The sequence below is a fragment of the Aeromonas sp. 2HA2 genome, from assembly GCF_029237345.1.
Classification (GTDB): domain Bacteria; phylum Pseudomonadota; class Gammaproteobacteria; order Enterobacterales; family Aeromonadaceae; genus Aeromonas; species Aeromonas salmonicida.
Genome location: NZ_JAACGB010000004.1, coordinates 88808 through 104739, shown reverse-complemented (window position 1 = coordinate 104739; position 15932 = coordinate 88808). Strand labels below are relative to the sequence as shown.

General features: G+C 59.9%; 13 protein-coding genes. 10 read left to right on the top strand and 3 right to left on the bottom strand.

The genetic code is table 11. The annotated features are described in order from the left end of the window. Positions 1-246 precede the first annotated feature (246 nt). The 7 genes from adk to GWQ29_RS07915 all read left to right on the top strand — a co-directional run bounded on the left by adk (position 247) and on the right by GWQ29_RS07915 (position 6868). Positions 247-891, top strand: a complete 645-nt coding sequence (adk, locus tag GWQ29_RS07945) for an adenylate kinase (RefSeq protein ID WP_021139171.1) — start codon at positions 247-249, stop codon at positions 889-891. Positions 892-996: 105 nt separating this feature from the next. Further along, positions 997-1971, top strand: a complete 975-nt coding sequence (gene hemH / locus GWQ29_RS07940) for a ferrochelatase (RefSeq protein WP_005315225.1) — start codon at positions 997-999, stop codon at positions 1969-1971. Positions 1972-2042: 71 nt separating this feature from the next. Then, positions 2043-2435: an MAPEG family protein gene (locus GWQ29_RS07935; protein ID WP_275919161.1), complete on the top strand. Its 393-nt coding sequence runs from the start codon at positions 2043-2045 to the stop codon at positions 2433-2435. 186 nt (positions 2436-2621) lie between these two features. Further along, on the top strand, positions 2622-3926 hold the full coding sequence (locus tag GWQ29_RS07930; protein WP_021139168.1) for an inosine/guanosine kinase: 1305 nt from the start codon (positions 2622-2624) through the stop codon (positions 3924-3926). Positions 3927-4085: 159 nt separating this feature from the next. Next, on the top strand, positions 4086-5717 hold the full coding sequence (locus GWQ29_RS07925; RefSeq protein WP_275919160.1) for a methyl-accepting chemotaxis protein: 1632 nt from the start codon (positions 4086-4088) through the stop codon (positions 5715-5717). A 113-nt stretch (positions 5718-5830) separates the two neighbouring features. Further along, a complete protein-coding gene (locus GWQ29_RS07920) occupies positions 5831-6193 on the top strand; it encodes a DUF2750 domain-containing protein (protein ID WP_005315249.1) in 363 nt (120 codons plus the stop codon). Positions 6194-6373: 180 nt separating this feature from the next. Continuing rightward, the gene (locus GWQ29_RS07915; protein ID WP_005315253.1) at positions 6374-6868 is read left to right on the top strand and encodes a hypothetical protein; all 495 of its coding nucleotides are present in this window, start codon (positions 6374-6376) and stop codon (positions 6866-6868) included. On the opposite strand, the gene GWQ29_RS07910 is transcribed toward GWQ29_RS07915, so the two are convergent. Beyond that, positions 6831-8474, bottom strand: coding sequence for a GGDEF domain-containing protein (locus GWQ29_RS07910; protein ID WP_275919159.1), 1644 nt, complete (start codon positions 8472-8474; stop codon positions 6831-6833). The genes GWQ29_RS07915 and GWQ29_RS07910 overlap by 38 nt on opposite strands. 187 nt (positions 8475-8661) lie before the next feature. Between GWQ29_RS07910 and glgC the strand changes: the two genes are divergently transcribed. Then, a complete protein-coding gene (gene glgC, locus GWQ29_RS07905) occupies positions 8662-9936 on the top strand; it encodes a glucose-1-phosphate adenylyltransferase (protein ID WP_087755565.1) in 1275 nt (424 codons plus the stop codon). Positions 9937-10031: 95 nt separating this feature from the next. On the opposite strand, the gene GWQ29_RS07900 is transcribed toward glgC, so the two are convergent. Together GWQ29_RS07900 and GWQ29_RS07895 are read right to left on the bottom strand one after the other, a co-directional pair. Then, positions 10032-12032: a hypothetical protein gene (locus tag GWQ29_RS07900; protein WP_275919158.1), complete on the bottom strand. Its 2001-nt coding sequence runs from the start codon at positions 12030-12032 to the stop codon at positions 10032-10034. A gap of 146 nt (positions 12033-12178) precedes the next feature. Further along, positions 12179-12730: a lipoprotein gene (locus GWQ29_RS07895; protein WP_275919157.1), complete on the bottom strand. Its 552-nt coding sequence runs from the start codon at positions 12728-12730 to the stop codon at positions 12179-12181. 324 nt (positions 12731-13054) lie between these two features. Here GWQ29_RS07895 and GWQ29_RS07890 point away from each other — a divergent pair, with 324 nt between their 5' ends. Both GWQ29_RS07890 and GWQ29_RS07885 read left to right on the top strand, forming a co-directional pair. Further along, complete coding sequence (locus GWQ29_RS07890) at positions 13055-14248, top strand: isochorismate synthase (protein WP_275919156.1); 1194 nt, start codon at positions 13055-13057, stop codon at positions 14246-14248. Beyond that, a complete protein-coding gene (locus tag GWQ29_RS07885; protein ID WP_275919155.1) occupies positions 14245-15915 on the top strand; it encodes a (2,3-dihydroxybenzoyl)adenylate synthase in 1671 nt (556 codons plus the stop codon). Before GWQ29_RS07890 ends, GWQ29_RS07885 begins: the two co-directional genes overlap by 4 nt. The last annotated feature ends 17 nt before the right edge of the window (positions 15916-15932 follow it).

Here is a 15932-nt window from a genome sequence, read left to right as displayed (position 1 = left end):
ACTGCATGCAGTGGGCTTTTTTTATGTGGCGCTTGTCCGACAAGGGGCAAGCGCCTCTCTTCGTTATTGAGGGGCGCTGCATTTTCACTCATTTTTTCAGGGCAGCATTGCGGCTCGAGTCGCATCGCCGCTGCGGGAACGTGGTGAAAAATAAGCCACTCACACGGGGCAAGCTTGTGAAAATGAGCGAAACCGTGTAGTTTTTTGCCTTCTCAAGAATTGAATAACCAATCAATAGGAGCGTGTATGCGCATTGTTCTGTTGGGGGCTCCGGGTGCCGGCAAAGGTACTCAGGCTCAGTTCATCATGGAAAAACACGGTATTCCGCAGATCTCCACCGGCGACATGCTGCGTGCGGCGATCAAGGCGGGCACCGAGCTGGGCCTCAAGGCCAAAGCCGTGATGGACGCAGGTCAGCTCGTCTCTGACGACATCATCATCGGCCTGGTCAAAGAGCGTATTGCCCAACCAGATTGCGCCAACGGCTTCCTGCTGGACGGTTTCCCGCGCACCATTCCCCAGGCGCAAGCCATGAAGGATGCCGGTGTCGTGGTCGATTTCGTGCTGGAATTCGACGTGCCGGACGAAGAGATCGTCAAGCGCATGAGCGGTCGTCGCGTTCACTCCGGCTCCGGCCGTACCTACCACGTGGTGTTCAACCCGCCGAAAGTGGAAGGCAAGGATGACGTGACCGGCGAAGATCTGGTGATCCGTGCCGACGACGAAGAGACCACAGTGCGCAAGCGTCTGGATGTGTATCATCAGCAGACTGCGCCGCTCATCGGTTTCTACGGTAAAGAGGCGGAGGCGGGCAACACCCGTTACGTCAAGATTGATGGTACCCAGCCGGTGGATCAGGTCAGCAAGCAGCTGGCGAGCATCCTGGGCTAAGCCCGACATTGCGAAAATGAGCAATGGCACTGTGCCATTAGACAAGGGTCCATGCAGGGCCCTTTCTTGCATTCAGATAGAACAACAGAAAGACAGGAAGCAATCGTGACCACAAAAACCGGGATCTTGCTGGTCAATCTGGGTACCCCAGCCGCGCCAACCACGGCGGCCGTCAAGGCCTTTCTCAGCCAGTTTCTGCACGACCCGCGAGTGGTCGACTTGCCTCGCTATCTCTGGTGCCCGCTGCTCCACTTCATCATATTGCCAACCCGCTCCCCCAGAGTCGCCAAGCTTTATCAGCAGGTGTGGACCGAGCAGGGTTCACCCTTGATGGTGATCAGCAAGCAGCAGCGTGCTGCGCTGGAGCAGGAGCTCAAGCGAGAAGGGGTCGATGTGCCGGTGGAACTGGCCATGACCTATGGCTCGCCCTCCATGGACGATGGCTGGCAGGCGCTCAAGGCCAAGGGGGTCAACCGGGTGATACTGTTGCCGCTCTATCCGCAATATTCGGTCAGCACCACAGCCTCTGTGTTTGATGCCTGGGCCAAGGCGATGAAGAAAGAGCGCAACCTGCCTGTGGTACGGCTCATTCGTGATTACCATGCCCACCCCGAATACATTCAGGCGCTGGCCATGAGCGTGCGCCGCCATTGGGAGCAGAAAGGGCAGGGCGATCATCTGCTGATGTCGTTTCACGGCATTCCCGAGCGTTACGAGAACGAGGGCGACCCTTATGGTCACCAGTGTCGTCGTACCGCCGCCTTGCTGGCCGAGGCGCTCGAGCTTGAAGCCGGGCAGTGGACGGCTTGTTTCCAGTCCCGCTTTGGCAAGGAGGAGTGGCTCAAACCCTACACAGATGTGACCATCGCCGGTTTGCCGGCAGCGGGCATCAAGCGGCTCGATGTGGTCTGTCCGGCCTTTGCCGCCGATTGCCTCGAAACCCTGGAAGAGATCGAAGTGCAGAACCGGGAGATCTTCATGGAAGCCGGTGGCGAGCAGTTTGAATACATACCAGCGCTCAACAGCGATCAGGCTCACATTCGCATGATGGTCTCCCTTATTTGCCGTGAGCTGGCATGATGGTCTCTTTCATGTGCCGCCAGCTGGCATAAGTTTCCCGCGTTCAGAACCCAAGGATAAGGAGTGTCATGATGATGCATATCACGTTGATTTACGCAGGCCTGCTGGGGCTGCTGTTTCTGTTGCTCTCCTTCTGGGTGGTCAAGCGCCGTGCCCAGTTCAAGGTGATGATAGGGGAAGGGGAGGCGCCCGAGATGCGCTCCGCGATCCGGGCTCATGGCAACTTCGCCGAGTATGTGCCGCTGACCCTGCTGCTGATGGCCCTGTGTGAACTGGCGGGGGCGGGGGCGTTCTGGCTCCATGTCGGCGGTCTTTGCCTGCTGGTGGGGCGCATCCTGCACGCCATCGGTATCCAGATCCCCAAGGCCCCCAACATGCCGCGGCTGTTTGGCACTCTGTTGTTCTGGCTGGCACTGGGGCTGTTTTCTGTGCTGGCACTGGTACAGGGGCTCTCGTTCGGCTGATCGCCTCGTCTCGGCCGACCCGAAAAACCACCTCCCTGCGAGGTGGTTTTTAAGATGAATCCTGGTAAACGTTTTCCTCTGCAGCCCTTGTCTATACTGACCCCATATTTTAATCAGGCGACTTTTCGGCACGGCGGATTGTGTTAAAATCCCGCCCCTCTTTCCCCCAGAGCACAGAAGATTGCCATGAAATTTCCCGGTCAGCGCAAGTCCAAACACTACTTCCCGGTCGACAGACGCGATCCTCTGATCCCGCAAAATCCCCTGCTTACCGAACTGGGCAAAGCCTATGTAGTGGGTATCGATCAGACACTGGTGGACATTGAAGCCCATGTGGATGAAGACTTCCTGAACCGTTATGGCCTGAGCAAAGGCCACTCAGTGGTGATCAGCGACGACGTGGCCGAGCGTGTTTACGAAGAGCTCAAGGCCAACAACATGGTGGTAAGCGAGTTTGCCGGTGGCACCATTGGCAACACAATGCACAACTACTCAGTGCTGGCCGACTCCCATTCCATCCTGCTCGGGGTCATGAGCCAGGACATCCGCATCGGCAGCTACGCCTACCGCTATCTGTGCAATACCTCTTCTCGCGTCAACCTCGACTACCTGCAGCCGGTCAATGGCCCGGTCGGTCGCTGCTTCACCTTCATTACCGAAGGGGGAGAGCGCAGTTTCGGCATCAATGCCGGCAAGATGGATCACCTCGATGTGGCGCACATTCCCGAAGCCATCATCAAGGAGTCCTCCGCTCTGGTGATCACCGCCTATCTGGTGCGCGGTGAAGATGGCACGCCCATGAAGGAGGCCGCCATGGCCGCCGTGCGCTACGCCCGCGAGGCCGGTGTGCCCGTGGTACTGACCCTGGGCACACGCTTCGTGATTGAAGGCAATCCCCAGTGGTGGCGCGATTTCATCGCCGAGAACGTGACAGTGCTGGCGATGAATGAAGATGAGGCCGAGGCCCTGACCGGTATCGCCGATCCCCTCGGCGCCGCCGACAAGGCGCTGGACTGGGCCGACATGGTGCTCTGCACCGCAGGCCCCATCGGCCTCTACATGGCGAGTTACACCGAGGAAGACTACAAGCGCGAGACCACCCATACCCTGTTGCCCGGCGTCATCCCCGAGTTCAACATGTATGAGTTCAGCCGCCCCATGGCCCGTGACAAGTGCCGCAATCCGGCGCGCATCTACTCCCATATCTCCCCTTACATGGGGGGCCCGGAGAAGATCAAGAACACCAACGGAGCAGGGGATGGTGCCCTGTCTGCCGTGTTGCATGACATGGTGGCCAATGCCTATCACCGGATGAATGTGCCGAACTCCGCCAAGCACCTGTCCGAGTTCCTGACCTACTCCTCCCTGGCCCAGGTGTGCAAGTACGCCAACCGGGTGAGCTATGAGGTGCTGGCCCAGAGCAGCCCCCGTCTTTCTCGTGGTCTGCCCGAGAAGGAAGACAGTCTGGAAGAGGTTTACTGGGAGCGTTGATCCCCCCCGTTTTCCCGTATCGAGAAAGGCGCCCAACAGGGCGCCTTTCTGTTTTGGGGCTGGATCATGTTTCTGACGCTCAATTGGCTATGGTCATGGACATTTATCAAGCTGGCGACATACCTTGTTAACAAACTGTACCAAGGTCGGGTTCACGCTATGTTGAGGCAATGGAGTATTGGCCACCGGTTATTGCTGGTGGCGTTGATGGTGCTGGTCATAGTGGCTGCGCTCCTCGTTACCTGCCTGCGGGTTTATCATCAGGGATTGATGGCGGAGAAGAGCAATCAGACCCGCGCCCAGGTGGAGACCGCCTACAGTCTGGTCGCCGGTTTCGAGGCGAGGGCAAGACAGGGTGAGCTGGACGACGCTAGTGCCAGGACCCAGGCTCTGGCGGCCCTGCGGGGATTGCGGTATGGCCAGGACGACTATTTCTGGGTCAATGACAGTCACCCCACCATGGTGATGCATCCTATGAAACCCGAACTCGATGGCAAGGATCTCTCCGGGGTGGAAGACAAGCAGGGGCTCAAGCTGTTTGTTGCGTTTGTCGAGCGGGTCAAGCAGCAGGCTGCCGGCGGTGAGGTGGCTTACTACTGGCCCAAACCCGGCGTTGACGAGCCGGTTCGCAAGATCTCCTACGTCAAGCTCTTTGCCCCCTGGGACTGGATCATAGGTACCGGTGTCTATGTGGATGATGTCGATGCCCAGTATCAGGAAGTGCTGCGCACCCTGCTGGGGATCGGTGCCGTCTTGGCCTTGCTGTTGCTGGGCGCCGTGACCCTGATTGGGCGCAGCATAGTGACACCGCTGACTCAGTCCGTCTCGGCACTGGGCAATATTGCAAAGGGTGAGGGGGATCTGCGTTTTCGTCTGCCAGAGAGCGGACGAGATGAGGTGAGTCTGCTGTCGGCCAATTTCAACCTCTTTGCCAACCAGATGGCCCAGCTGGTGGCTCGCACCCAACAGATCGCCTATCAGAACCGGGAGGCGGCTCATCAACTGGAGCAGGTTGTGGTGCGAACCAGCGCCATCGTCACGGATCAGGAACAGGATACCCAGCGGGTCGCCGATGCCATGGCCCAGATGACCATCAGCAGTCGCGCCGTCGGCGTGAATGCCGAGCAGGCCGCAACGGCAGCCGACACGGCGCAGCACCTGGCTCATCATGGCCGCCAGGTCGTAGCGCAGACCATTGCCACCATAGGGCAACTGGCCGATGAGATGGAAGAGACGGTGCAGGCGGTGGCGCGCCTCGAGCAGGACACCAAGCAGATAGGCTCAGTGCTTGACGTGATCAGGGGGATCGCCGAGCAGACCAACCTGCTGGCGCTCAATGCGGCCATTGAAGCGGCACGGGCCGGTGAACAGGGGCGTGGATTTGCGGTGGTGGCCGATGAGGTGCGTACACTGGCGACCCGCACCCATAACTCGACCGACGAGATCCGGCAGATGATCCAGCGGTTGCAAGAGGGGGCTGGCAAGGTGGCGACCGGGATTGGGCAGTTGCAACAACTCTCGCGTTCGACGGCAGAGAAGGCCGGGGATGCCGAGGGCGCCATCGGTGACATTGATGAGGCGGTCGGCACCATCATGGCCATGAACAATCAGATAGCCGAGGCTGCCAGCGAGCAGAGTCGATCGACGGACGAGATCACGCACCGCCTCTCCGCCATCACCCAGCTTGCCAACAAGGCTCTTGCTGAAAATCAGCGCACAGGGCAGGCGGCAGGTACCTTGGCTCACTCCAGCGATGAGCTGAGTGCCCTGGTGGGGCGATATCGCACTTAATGAGGGGGGCTCCCGCCTTTTTAGGGATTTGACTTGAGTCTGGGGGGCTTTTGGGACACCATCTGCCCCATTCTTGGCCAGCACTGGCCGACAGCCTGTAAGAGAGAGACCCCATGAGCAAACTAACTGACAATCTTGACGCCAATTTCAAACTGTTCATCGAAGAAGTCCGCGAGTCGGGTCAGGTCTGGGGCTTGCGTTACGGTGAAGACTGGGTTGTCTGCCGCTCTGCCGAATTCGAAGATGCCGATGTGATGCCGCTCTGGTCCGCCGAAGTAGATGCCCGCCTGCACTGCGTAGACGAGTGGGCTGACTACGAGCCGGAAGTGATCGAGCTGGAAGAGTTTCTCGACATCTGGATCAACGACCTGAACGAGGATGATGTGCTGATCGGCCCGAACTGGAACGCCGATCTGGAAGGCCAGGAGCTCGAGCCCATCGAGCTGGCCAAGGCGCTGGTTGAACTGGACGCCTGAACAGTTCTGCATTGACGGATGGCCCCTAACAAGGTCACCGGCAGCAACAAAGAACCGATATCCGCAAGGATGTCGGTTTTTTTGTGGCCCAGCGCCATCATGATGGATTAAAAGGCGATTTGGCTTTGCACCTGTCAGGGGGATGGTCCATCATCACTCTTTTGCCGATCGGGAGGAGCCATGTTTGTATTTGACGTAACCGGCGTTGCAGGGGAGCGTGCCGAGATCCGGGTCCAGGCGCTGGACTGGGGGCAGACAGGCCCTGTCACCTTCAGCTGTGATGACGATAAACTGGCGGTGCTGCTGCTCACCGACTGTCGCTGTGATGCGGTCGGCTTCTTCAATCTGCTGGCCGGCAGCAAGCCCCTCTATGTGGAACAGTGGCTCTCTTATTTGCAGGAGACTGGCCGTATCGCCAGGCAGAGCAGCCAGCTGGAGAGCCCGGCCCAGACCGATTACCTCGCCAGAGCCGGCTTTGAACATGAAGAGCTCAATGCGCTGCTGGGTCAAATCTATCAGGTGGCGGGTTTCAATCGTCTGCAGATCAACCGTTACCTCAAGAATCGCCACAATCCCACCACCCTGGCGACCCGTTACGATCAGAAAGAGTTGGAGCGCTATCGCCAGCTCAACGACATCATTCTGACTCTGCTGAAGTTGAAACGTCCTCAGTAAACAGCCCCAGCTGGCTGATGTCCGGTCGCAGTGGTTGCGGCCTGGCGATGAGATAGCCCTGCAATCCGTCCACATACATGCCTTGCAGCAATTGCTTCTGCCCCAGTTGCTCCACCCCTTCCGCTATCACCTGGCAACCCATGCGGTGTGACACATCGACGATCATCCGCACGAACTGCTGGTTGGTCAGATCCTGCTCCAGCCCTGTGATGAGGGCGGGATCCAGCTTGATGTAATCGGGTTTGAGTTCACGAAACAGGTTGAATGACCCTATTCCCTTGCCGAAGTTGCAGATGGCGGAGCGACTGCCGTTGCGCCTGAGTAGCTCGAACACCCGTTTGGCCCCCGTCATGTTGCGCTCCAGATGCTCCTCATCCAGTTCGAACACCAGATTGGCGCTGGTGTTGGGATCCTTGAGCAACTGCCTGTCCAGCCAGATCAGGAAGGTGCTGTTTTGCAACAGGTTGCTGGAGAGGTTGATGCCCCAGCGGCTCTGGTTAGCGCCAAATGCCCGGTACTGGCGCATGATGTGAACCACCAGCATCTGTTCCAGCTTCATCACCATGTCGAGGCGCTGGGCCATGGCAAACAGGGTGTCCGTTGGCAGCACAGTGCCGTCAGCACTGCTGAAGCGGGTATAAATCTCGTTGTAGGCCAGCATGCTGCGGTGCATGGGTTGAATGGGTTGATAGGTGAAGCTTATCAGTTCCTGATCCAGCAGCTCGTTGAGCACCAGTTTCCAGTGGTGCTGACCCTGCAAGTCGACTACCTCATCATCGTCCTGCTGAATGGCCCAGCCGTTGACCGTCTCCGTCTGGGCGCGAGCGAGTGCCAGATCGGCCCGTGCCAGTATGGCTTCTATTTTCTGTCCACTGCTCAGGCGCGTCAGCCCCGAATAGGCAGCGCTTTCCAGCTCGTGCTGCTGTTGATAGTGGTCAAAGGCAATCTTCAGGTCTCGCCCGAGCAGAGGGGGCGGTATGTTGGCCACCGGCTGCACCAGCACGGCGAAGTCGGCCCCCGAGATACGGTAAACCTGATGGCCGGGAAAGCGGCTCACCACCCGGGTGATCAGATTGGCGATGTCCTTGATATAGGCATCCCCCGACTGAAAGCCGCGCTGGGCATTGAGTTTGCCAAGCTCGGTGGCACGGATCAGCACCAGGGTGGCGCTCTGGGTATCCTGATCCCGTTGCAGCAGAGCCGTCATGTCGCGGCGAAATGCGTGGCGGTTTTGCAGCTGGGTCAGCTCATCCTGAGTCGCCAGATTGTGCAACTCGTCTATCTGGCGATGGGCATCAAGATCGGCTTCATTGAAGTGAGAAAGCAACTGCTGCAGTGCAGCCTGGGCCTCTGCCGTCTCCAGAACCGCAGGGTCACGCAGTTGCAGGGCTTTGATCCAGACGCGGTCCTGCTGGGCCCGCTCGGCATTGCGGGCGCGATAGGCCAGCATGAACAGCAGGCCGAAACCGAGCAGGGAGGTGCCAAGAATGAGTGTCAGTGTGAGAGGGGTTGCCTGTGCGGCGAGCCAGATGCCTTGCAACAGCAGCAGAGGAGCACAGGTGACGGCTGCGATCAGTAACAGGTTACTCCCGAGCTTGTTCAACATCTTGTCATCCTTGATGATGTTTGTGATGCTGAAATTCTAACCAAGCTCACGACGCAAAGCATGGGATACCGCTCAACTCCTGGAAAAGGGCCAATTGAAATCGGCTAAATGTGAGTGAAACCACTTTCATAAGCCCTTAAAAAGGCGAAGATGGGTTGAAAATAGATCAAACAAGGCAGAGGTAATTATGTTGTTAGAACCCGTAAATACTGCCAAAGCACGGCAACTATTGAATCAGAGTATGGCCTTGGTGCTCGCGGGGGGACGCGGCAGTCGCTTGAAGCAGTTGACTGACAACCGCGCCAAGCCTGCCGTCCATTTCGGCGGCAAGTTCCGGATCATCGATTTCGTGCTCTCCAACTGCATCAACTCCGGCATTCGCCGGGTGGGTGTGGTGACCCAGTACAAGTCCCACAGCCTGCTGCGCCACCTGCAATCGGGCTGGTCATTCCTGCGCTACCAGATGAACGAATTCATCGACCTGTTGCCCGCCCAGCAGCGGGTGGACGAGGTGCACTGGTATCGCGGCACCGCCGATGCCATCTATCAGAACGTCGACATCATTCGCGACTACGGTCCCAAATACATAGTGGTGCTGGCGGGGGATCACATCTACAAGATGGATTACGCCGCCATGCTGCTCGATCACGTGCGCCTCGGCGCCAAGGTGACAGTGGCCTGTATCGAGGTGCCGCGCGCCGAGGCGTCTGCCTTCGGTGTCATGGACATAGACGAGCAGCGCAAGATCCGCGCCTTCGTGGAGAAACCGGCCAATCCACCGGCCATGCCCGGCTGCGAAGATCGCTCCCTGGCTTCCATGGGCATCTATATCTTCGAGGCGGAGTACCTCTATCAGCTGCTGGAAGAGGACATCAACAATCTGGAGTCCAAGCATGACTTCGGCATGGACCTGATCCCGCGCATCGTGGGCGAGGGCAAGGCGTTTGCCCACCCCTTCACCATGTCCTGTGTCGGTGCCAAGGAGGGGCAGGAACCCTACTGGCGTGACGTGGGGACCCTGGATTCGTTCTGGGAGGCGAACATGGATCTCGCCTCCGTGGTGCCCGAGCTCGACATCTATGACGAGAGCTGGCCCATCTGGACCAGCCAGAACATGTCTCCCCCCGCCAAATTCGTGCAGGACAGAAACGGCCAGCATGGCATGACCATCAACTCCATGTTCGCGGGGGGATCGATTGTCAGCGGCTCTTTCGTACTCAACTCTGTGCTCTTTACCAATGTGCGGGTTCACTCCTTCTGTACCCTGGATCAGGCGGTGATTTTCCCCGGTGTCGAGATAGGTGCCGGTTGCCGTCTGCGCCGGGTTGTGGTGGATAAAGGCTGCGTGTTGCCAGATGGACTGGTGGTGGGTGAAAACGCCGATGAGGATGTACGTCGCTTCTACCGTTCAGAGCAGGGAATCGTGCTGGTGACCAAGGAGATGCTTGCCAAGCTGGCGTGAGAGAGAAGCTTGAAACTGTGTCAGACGTTGTAATGCAAAGGGAGCCGAATCGGCTCCCTTTCTTTATGGTGTGATCGCTGGATTTACTCGCGGACTTATTTTTCGCTCACAATGGCCTTGGCGGCCATCACCATGGCGGTGCCGTGCTTGCCACCGGCTGCGGTGACTTGCGGCACGCCATCTTCGTCGGTGTCGCCACCGGCCCCTTCGATGACGTTTTCACCGGAGTCGCCGATCCACTCGGCCATCTGCATGCCGCCGTTGACTGTGCCACGGAACCAGCCCACATAGCGCTGGGTCAGCTGTGCCAGCTCCAGCTCGGGGGCCTTTTCCGTGCCTTCGTTGCGAAGGTTCAGCATAGCAGCACGCAGGGCGCCAGAGATGGCGGCCTGGGTCCAGGGAGTGTATTCACCCTGCTTGCCCGCAAGCCAGGTGCCTGCCTTGGCATTGAAGTACGCCTTGTCGGTCGCGATGAACAGCTCGCGTGCTGCATTGCGGTACTTGGCATCGGAGGTGGCGAGGAAGGCCGCGGTCAGCCCGCGCACGGCGGCAAATTGCGCATCCACGGATTGACCCGCATCCGGCTTGCCACCCAGGGTCAGGCCGTCATACACCAGGCCGTTCTTGCCCATCAACTGGCCGAGAATGAAATCAGCCTGTTGGCGAATGAGTACCAGCGCCTGTTGGCCTTGTGCGGTTTTCAGATCCAGCTCGCCGTTGTCACCGGCGGCATAACCGACCGGCAGAGCATCCTGCGCACGCTGGAAAATCTGCAAGGCGACCAGGGCGTAAGCGGCGTCGAAAGTGGTGAGGTGCTTGCCCTGTTTGCCGGCCTGCCAGCTGTCGACCAGGGTACCGGCCTTGGGCTCGAAGTGCAGGGCGTTGAGGTTCTTGAACACCATGCCGGAGAGATTCAGCGCCAGGGAGAAGGCATCTTCCCCTGCCACCAGCTTGGCGGCATCGCTGCCCTTGTTGGCGGCAGGGGCAGCGGCGAACGGGGCACCGTCAAACACGGCGTGGAAGGCCGGGTTCTGGTTGGTGTTGGCCGTGCGTTGATCGCTGAAGGCGTAGAACTCGGAGAGCGGCCACAGCATCATCCAGGCATCGCGCAGCTGGGCTGAGCCATCCACCACCTCCAGCTTGCCGATGGCACCCACGTCATTCTTGCTGGTTTCGGTCACTTTCACCTGATGGGGGAAGTAGACGATACCCTTGGACGGATCGTATTGCGGTGTGATGTTGGCACCCAGCTGCTTGCCATCGAAGCCGAGCTGGCCCTGCATGATGGCCAGCTTGTCGATGGACTGCTCGGTCAGCATCATGCCGTTGAAGCCGTCGGCGGCAGAGACGCCGAGCTTGTGCTTGCCGTCCTGATCCATGGTGGCGGACGCGGCTTCCACCTCTTCATCGCTCTCGGCCACGTGCATGCCGCCAAGGAAATCCTGGGACCACATTACTTCCTTGAGCAGTATGCCGCCCACGGCTGCCGGGTTCAGCAGGTTGTCGGCACCGCTCCAGCGCAGGGTGGCGTAGTCACGAAAATAGGCGGGCACCTGGGTCTTGACGGTTTTCTCTGTGCCCTTGGCGGTCTTGATGGTGACCTGATCGCCGTTGACCGGGGCGGTGTTTACCGCCTGGGCAAACTCCGGATTGGCGGAAGCATAGGGCAGGGAGAGGGGATACATGCCCTGTGGCACTTCATCGGCCGGGAAGCCGACGGCCTCGGCCATGGCCAGCACCCGCTTGCCGAGGTCGGCCAGGGTGCCGCCGCGGGCCAGGTTTTGCGGACCGTTCACCAGATGGGGGCCCATGCCGGACTGATAGTTCAGCGCGTACATGGCCTCTTCGGAATATTCATAGGATTCGATGCCGGCGGCGAAGTCGAACGGGGTCGGCTCATCGGCGCGGTTGGCATCCAGCACATCCAGATCCAGTCCCAGCGCTTCGGCCAGCGGCTCGCCGGAGAGCTCGAATTCGGTATAGGCCAGCATGTTGGCGGCTGTGTTGAACGTCTTGTCTTCCACCTTGACGGCAGCCTGTGCGGCGCCACTGAGCAGTGCGCAGGCGATCGCCTGTACCAGTACGGTTTTTCTCATGTCCCTTCTCACCATATGTTTGATTTTATTATGACGCTTCTCATGAATCTAAATGAGAATGGTGTGCATTATGAGACAAAGGGGGGAGCTTGAGAAGAAAAAACCGCGCCCCGGGGGTTGAAGAGAAGAGGGGCGCGGCCAGAGGGTCACAGCAGCTTGAAGGGGATGACCAGTCGACCCGGTTCTACCTTGAGAGCCTCTATCTTGTCTTTGATCCTGGCTTCGTTTTTGCGACTGCCATCCAGACGGTAGACGGGGGTCTGGGAGAAGAACAGGGAGAGGGACTGGTTGAAGGTGGAGAGCAGGGGAGTGAGGGCGGCGCCCACGTCGGCTGGTTCCGTCTTGACCGAGACGAGCTCCAGATCGCGCAGATAGATGGCACCCTGTTCGGCCACATAGTCGGGGCGGGCGCTGAGGGAGAAGCGGATCTTCATCTGCTGGCTGCCAAGGGGGCTGCTGACCTGCAGATCACCGGCAGCATCCAGCTCGATCCGATCGGCGCTGCTGCGGCCGATGCGGCTCTGCATCTCGTCGAGACGAACCTTGCTCGACATGATGCCGGGGATCCCCAGCTGTTTCTCGAAGGCGACACTCTCTTTGAGGTATTGGTTGATTTCGCTTTCGCTGACGTTGTACTGGGTGAGCGAACAGGCTGCCAGCAGCAGGCTGAGGGGAAGCAGAAGCAGGTGCTTTAACATCGACAGTTCCGTGAGTTGAGATACATGACCAAAAAGATGGCGCCATCTTAGGGGGAAACGCCCCTGGCTGCCAGCATGAGCACCTAGCCCCCGTTTTTGTCGCAGCCTCATATGGGGTGTGAGCTGCGTGTTCATACGAGTAACTGCGGGTGTAATGACAAGGCAGCCCGCGGCTGGCGCGGCCCACCCAATATCCACAGATAAGTTCCCGTTTTAACGATATAAAAATCCCATTGACCGGGTGATTTCAAAGCGAGTATTTTACCGCCGCACAAATACAAATTGATAATCATTATCATTTTGAATCATGTTTGAGGGTGTAACGTGGATACTCTTGTGATGGAAAATAGCGCGCCTGCCCAGGCTGCGTCCCCGCCCGATTTCTTGTTTACCTCCGGTCAGGGCACGATCAGTGCCTACGACCTGGGTCAGCCTATCACCACGCCCGCCTGTGAATGGCCCTTGCTGGAGCGACAGATAGCCCGGGCGCTGGCGGCGGCCGAGGCCGCAGGGCAAGCCAATCCGCTGCTGATCGGTGCCTTTGCCTTCGATCCGGCCGAAGCCTCCTGCCTCTATGTGCCTGGTCGTTATGAACGGGGCGTGCGCATGGCCTCCGAGCCGATGACGTTTGCAGCCAAAGCCGCCCTGGCCAGCGCACCAGCGAGCAACCAGGTCATTTCGGTACAGAGCACACCGGCGGCGGCCGAGTTCAAAGCCTCGGTCAGCTCGGCGCTGGATGCGTTTGCACAAGGTCGTCTCTCCAAGGTGGTGCTGTCGCGCAAGCTATCGCTCACGCTGCACAAGCCAGCCGATCCCGAGCAGGTGCTGGCCCGCCTGATGAGCCAGAACCCCCATGCCTTCCACTTCTCCCTGCCGCTCGGGCAAGATCGCCGTCTGCTTGGGGCCAGCCCAGAGCTGCTGCTGCGGGTCAGCGGGGGAGAGGTGTTCACTCACCCGCTGGCGGGCTCTGCCAAGCGCGGTAACGAGCCAGAACAGGACAAACGGGTGGCCCGGGATCTGCTGGCCTCCCACAAGGATCAGCATGAACACCGCCTGGTGATCGACGAGATCCGCCGGGTGCTGGCCCCCCACTGTCGCGAACTGGCCATTCCCGCCAATCCTACCCTGATGAGCACGGATACCCTCTGGCATCTGGGCACGCCCATCGCCGGTCAGCTGCATGCGGGGCAGGCTTCTGTGCTCTCCCTGGCTTGCCAGCTGCATCCGACCCCGGCTCTGTGCGGTTATCCCACAGATCTGGCGCGCCAGTTCATCCGCGAGCAGGAACCCTTCAGGCGTGCCCTGTTCAGCGGCATCGTCGGCTGGTGCGACAGTCAGGGCAATGGCGAGTGGGCCGTGGTGATCCGCTGCGGTGTGCTCGATGGCCATCAGGTGGAGCTGTTTGCCGGCGCCGGCATAGTGGCAGGCTCGGATCCCGCCATGGAGTGGGCCGAGACCGGCACCAAGCTGGGCACCATGCTCAAGGCTCTTGGTCTGGATCTGGAGGTGGCACAATGACGCAGTCCAACCGCTTCCTGCCCTATACCCGCTGGCCCGAAGCCTTGGCGGAGCAGTATCGTGCCAAGGGCTATTGGCGCGGCGAGCCCCTGACCGCCATGCTGGATCGCCAGTGCGAAGTGGCGCCGGATGCCACCGCCATCCTCTGCGGCGAACGCAGTTTCAGTTATCGCGAGCTGGACGCTGCCTCGAGCCGATTGGCCGGGCGATTGGCCCGCCATGGCCTGGGTGTGGGGGATACCGCTCTGGTGCAGCTGCCCAATGTGGCCGAGTTCTATCTGGTGTTCTTCGCCCTGCTCAAAGCGGGCATAGCGCCGGTCAACGCCCTTTTTAGCCACAACCGGCTGGAGCTGGCCTCTTACGCCGAGCAGATCAGGCCCAGGCTCTTTATCGGCTCGCTTGCCCATCCGCTGTTTGCAAGCGGGGATCGCCACAGTGACCTGCTGCGAGGCATAGGCGCCGAGCTGGTGTTGCTCGATGGCGAGAGCGGGGAACTGGGGCTGACCCATTGGCTGAGTGATCTGGCCAAGACCGAGGGATTGGCCATCCCCGCCTATGGCCCGACCCCGGCGGACGAGGTGGCCTTCTTCCAGCTCTCCGGTGGCAGCACCGGCACTCCCAAGCTCATTCCCCGCACCCACGACGATTACCTGTACAGCGTGCGCAGAAGCAATGAAATTTGTGAGCTGGGGCCCCATACCCGTTATCTCTGTGCCCTGCCGGCTCCCCACAACTTCCCCTTGAGCTCCCCCGGGGCGCTGGGGGTGTTCGAGGCGGGCGGCGCCGTGGTGCTGGCGCCGGATCCCGGCCCCATGAGCTGTTTTCCGCTTGTGGCCCGCCACAAGGTCAACCTCACTTCTCTGGTGCCACCGGCCGTCTCTCTCTGGTTGCAGGCGGCTGAATCTGACCCGTCAGTGCGCAGTCAGCTCGCCAGCCTCGACTTGCTGCAGGTGGGGGGAGCCAAGCTGGCCGAAGCGGTGGCCAGAAAGATCACCCCGCTGCTCGGCTGCCGGCTGCAACAGGTGTTCGGCATGGCGGAGGGGCTGGTCAACTACACCCGGCTCTCTGACCCCGACGAGAAGATCATTCACACCCAGGGCCGCCCCATGAGCCCGGATGACGAGGTGCGCATTCTGGACGAAGCGGGCAACCCAGTCGCCCCGGGCCAGCCCGGCGCTCTGCACACTCGTGGTCCCTACACCTTCCGCGGTTACTACAAGAGCCAGGCCCACAACGCCCGTGTGTTCGATGCCGATGGCTTCTACTGCTCCGGCGATCTGGTGGTGCAGGATGCCGATGGCTACCTCACTGTGGTGGGGCGGCAGAAGGATCAGATCAACCGGGGCGGCGAGAAAATAGCGGCGGAAGAGGTGGAGAACCAGCTGCTGCACCACCCGGCCATCACCCAGGCGGCCCTGGTCTCCATGCCCGACAGCGCCATGGGGGAGAAGAGCTGCGCCTTTATCGTCAGCACCGAGCCGGGGCTCAAGCCGCTGGCCTTGCGCAAGTTTCTGCGTGAGCGCGGCGTGGCGGATTTCAAGCTGCCCGACCGTTTCGAAACTCTGGATGCCCTGCCCATGACGGCGGTGGGCAAGATTGACAAGCAGGGGCTGCGAGCGCGCATCGCGCAAGTCATCGCCGCCAGCCAACCCCTGACAACAGCTTAAAACTAAAAAGGAATCAT

Bases quoted from the DNA above. Each gene is read 5' to 3' on its own strand.
- adk (WP_021139171.1), top strand. From the start codon at position 247: ATGCGCATTGTTCTGTTGGGGGCTCCGGGTGCCGGCAAAGGTACTCAG.
- GWQ29_RS07935 (WP_275919161.1), top strand. From the start codon at position 2,043: ATGATGCATATCACGTTGATTTACGCAGGCCTGCTGGGGCTGCTGTTT.
- GWQ29_RS07930 (WP_021139168.1), top strand. From the start codon at position 2,622: ATGAAATTTCCCGGTCAGCGCAAGTCCAAACACTACTTCCCGGTCGAC.
- GWQ29_RS07925 (WP_275919160.1), top strand. From the start codon at position 4,086: ATGTTGAGGCAATGGAGTATTGGCCACCGGTTATTGCTGGTGGCGTTG.
- GWQ29_RS07920 (WP_005315249.1), top strand. From the start codon at position 5,831: ATGAGCAAACTAACTGACAATCTTGACGCCAATTTCAAACTGTTCATC.
- GWQ29_RS07915 (WP_005315253.1), top strand. From the start codon at position 6,374: ATGTTTGTATTTGACGTAACCGGCGTTGCAGGGGAGCGTGCCGAGATC.
- GWQ29_RS07910 (WP_275919159.1), bottom strand. From the start codon at position 8,474: ATGTTGAACAAGCTCGGGAGTAACCTGTTACTGATCGCAGCCGTCACC.
- glgC (WP_087755565.1), top strand. From the start codon at position 8,662: ATGTTGTTAGAACCCGTAAATACTGCCAAAGCACGGCAACTATTGAAT.
- GWQ29_RS07900 (WP_275919158.1), bottom strand. From the start codon at position 12,032: ATGAGAAAAACCGTACTGGTACAGGCGATCGCCTGCGCACTGCTCAGT.
- GWQ29_RS07895 (WP_275919157.1), bottom strand. From the start codon at position 12,730: ATGTTAAAGCACCTGCTTCTGCTTCCCCTCAGCCTGCTGCTGGCAGCC.
- GWQ29_RS07885 (WP_275919155.1), top strand. From the start codon at position 14,245: ATGACGCAGTCCAACCGCTTCCTGCCCTATACCCGCTGGCCCGAAGCC.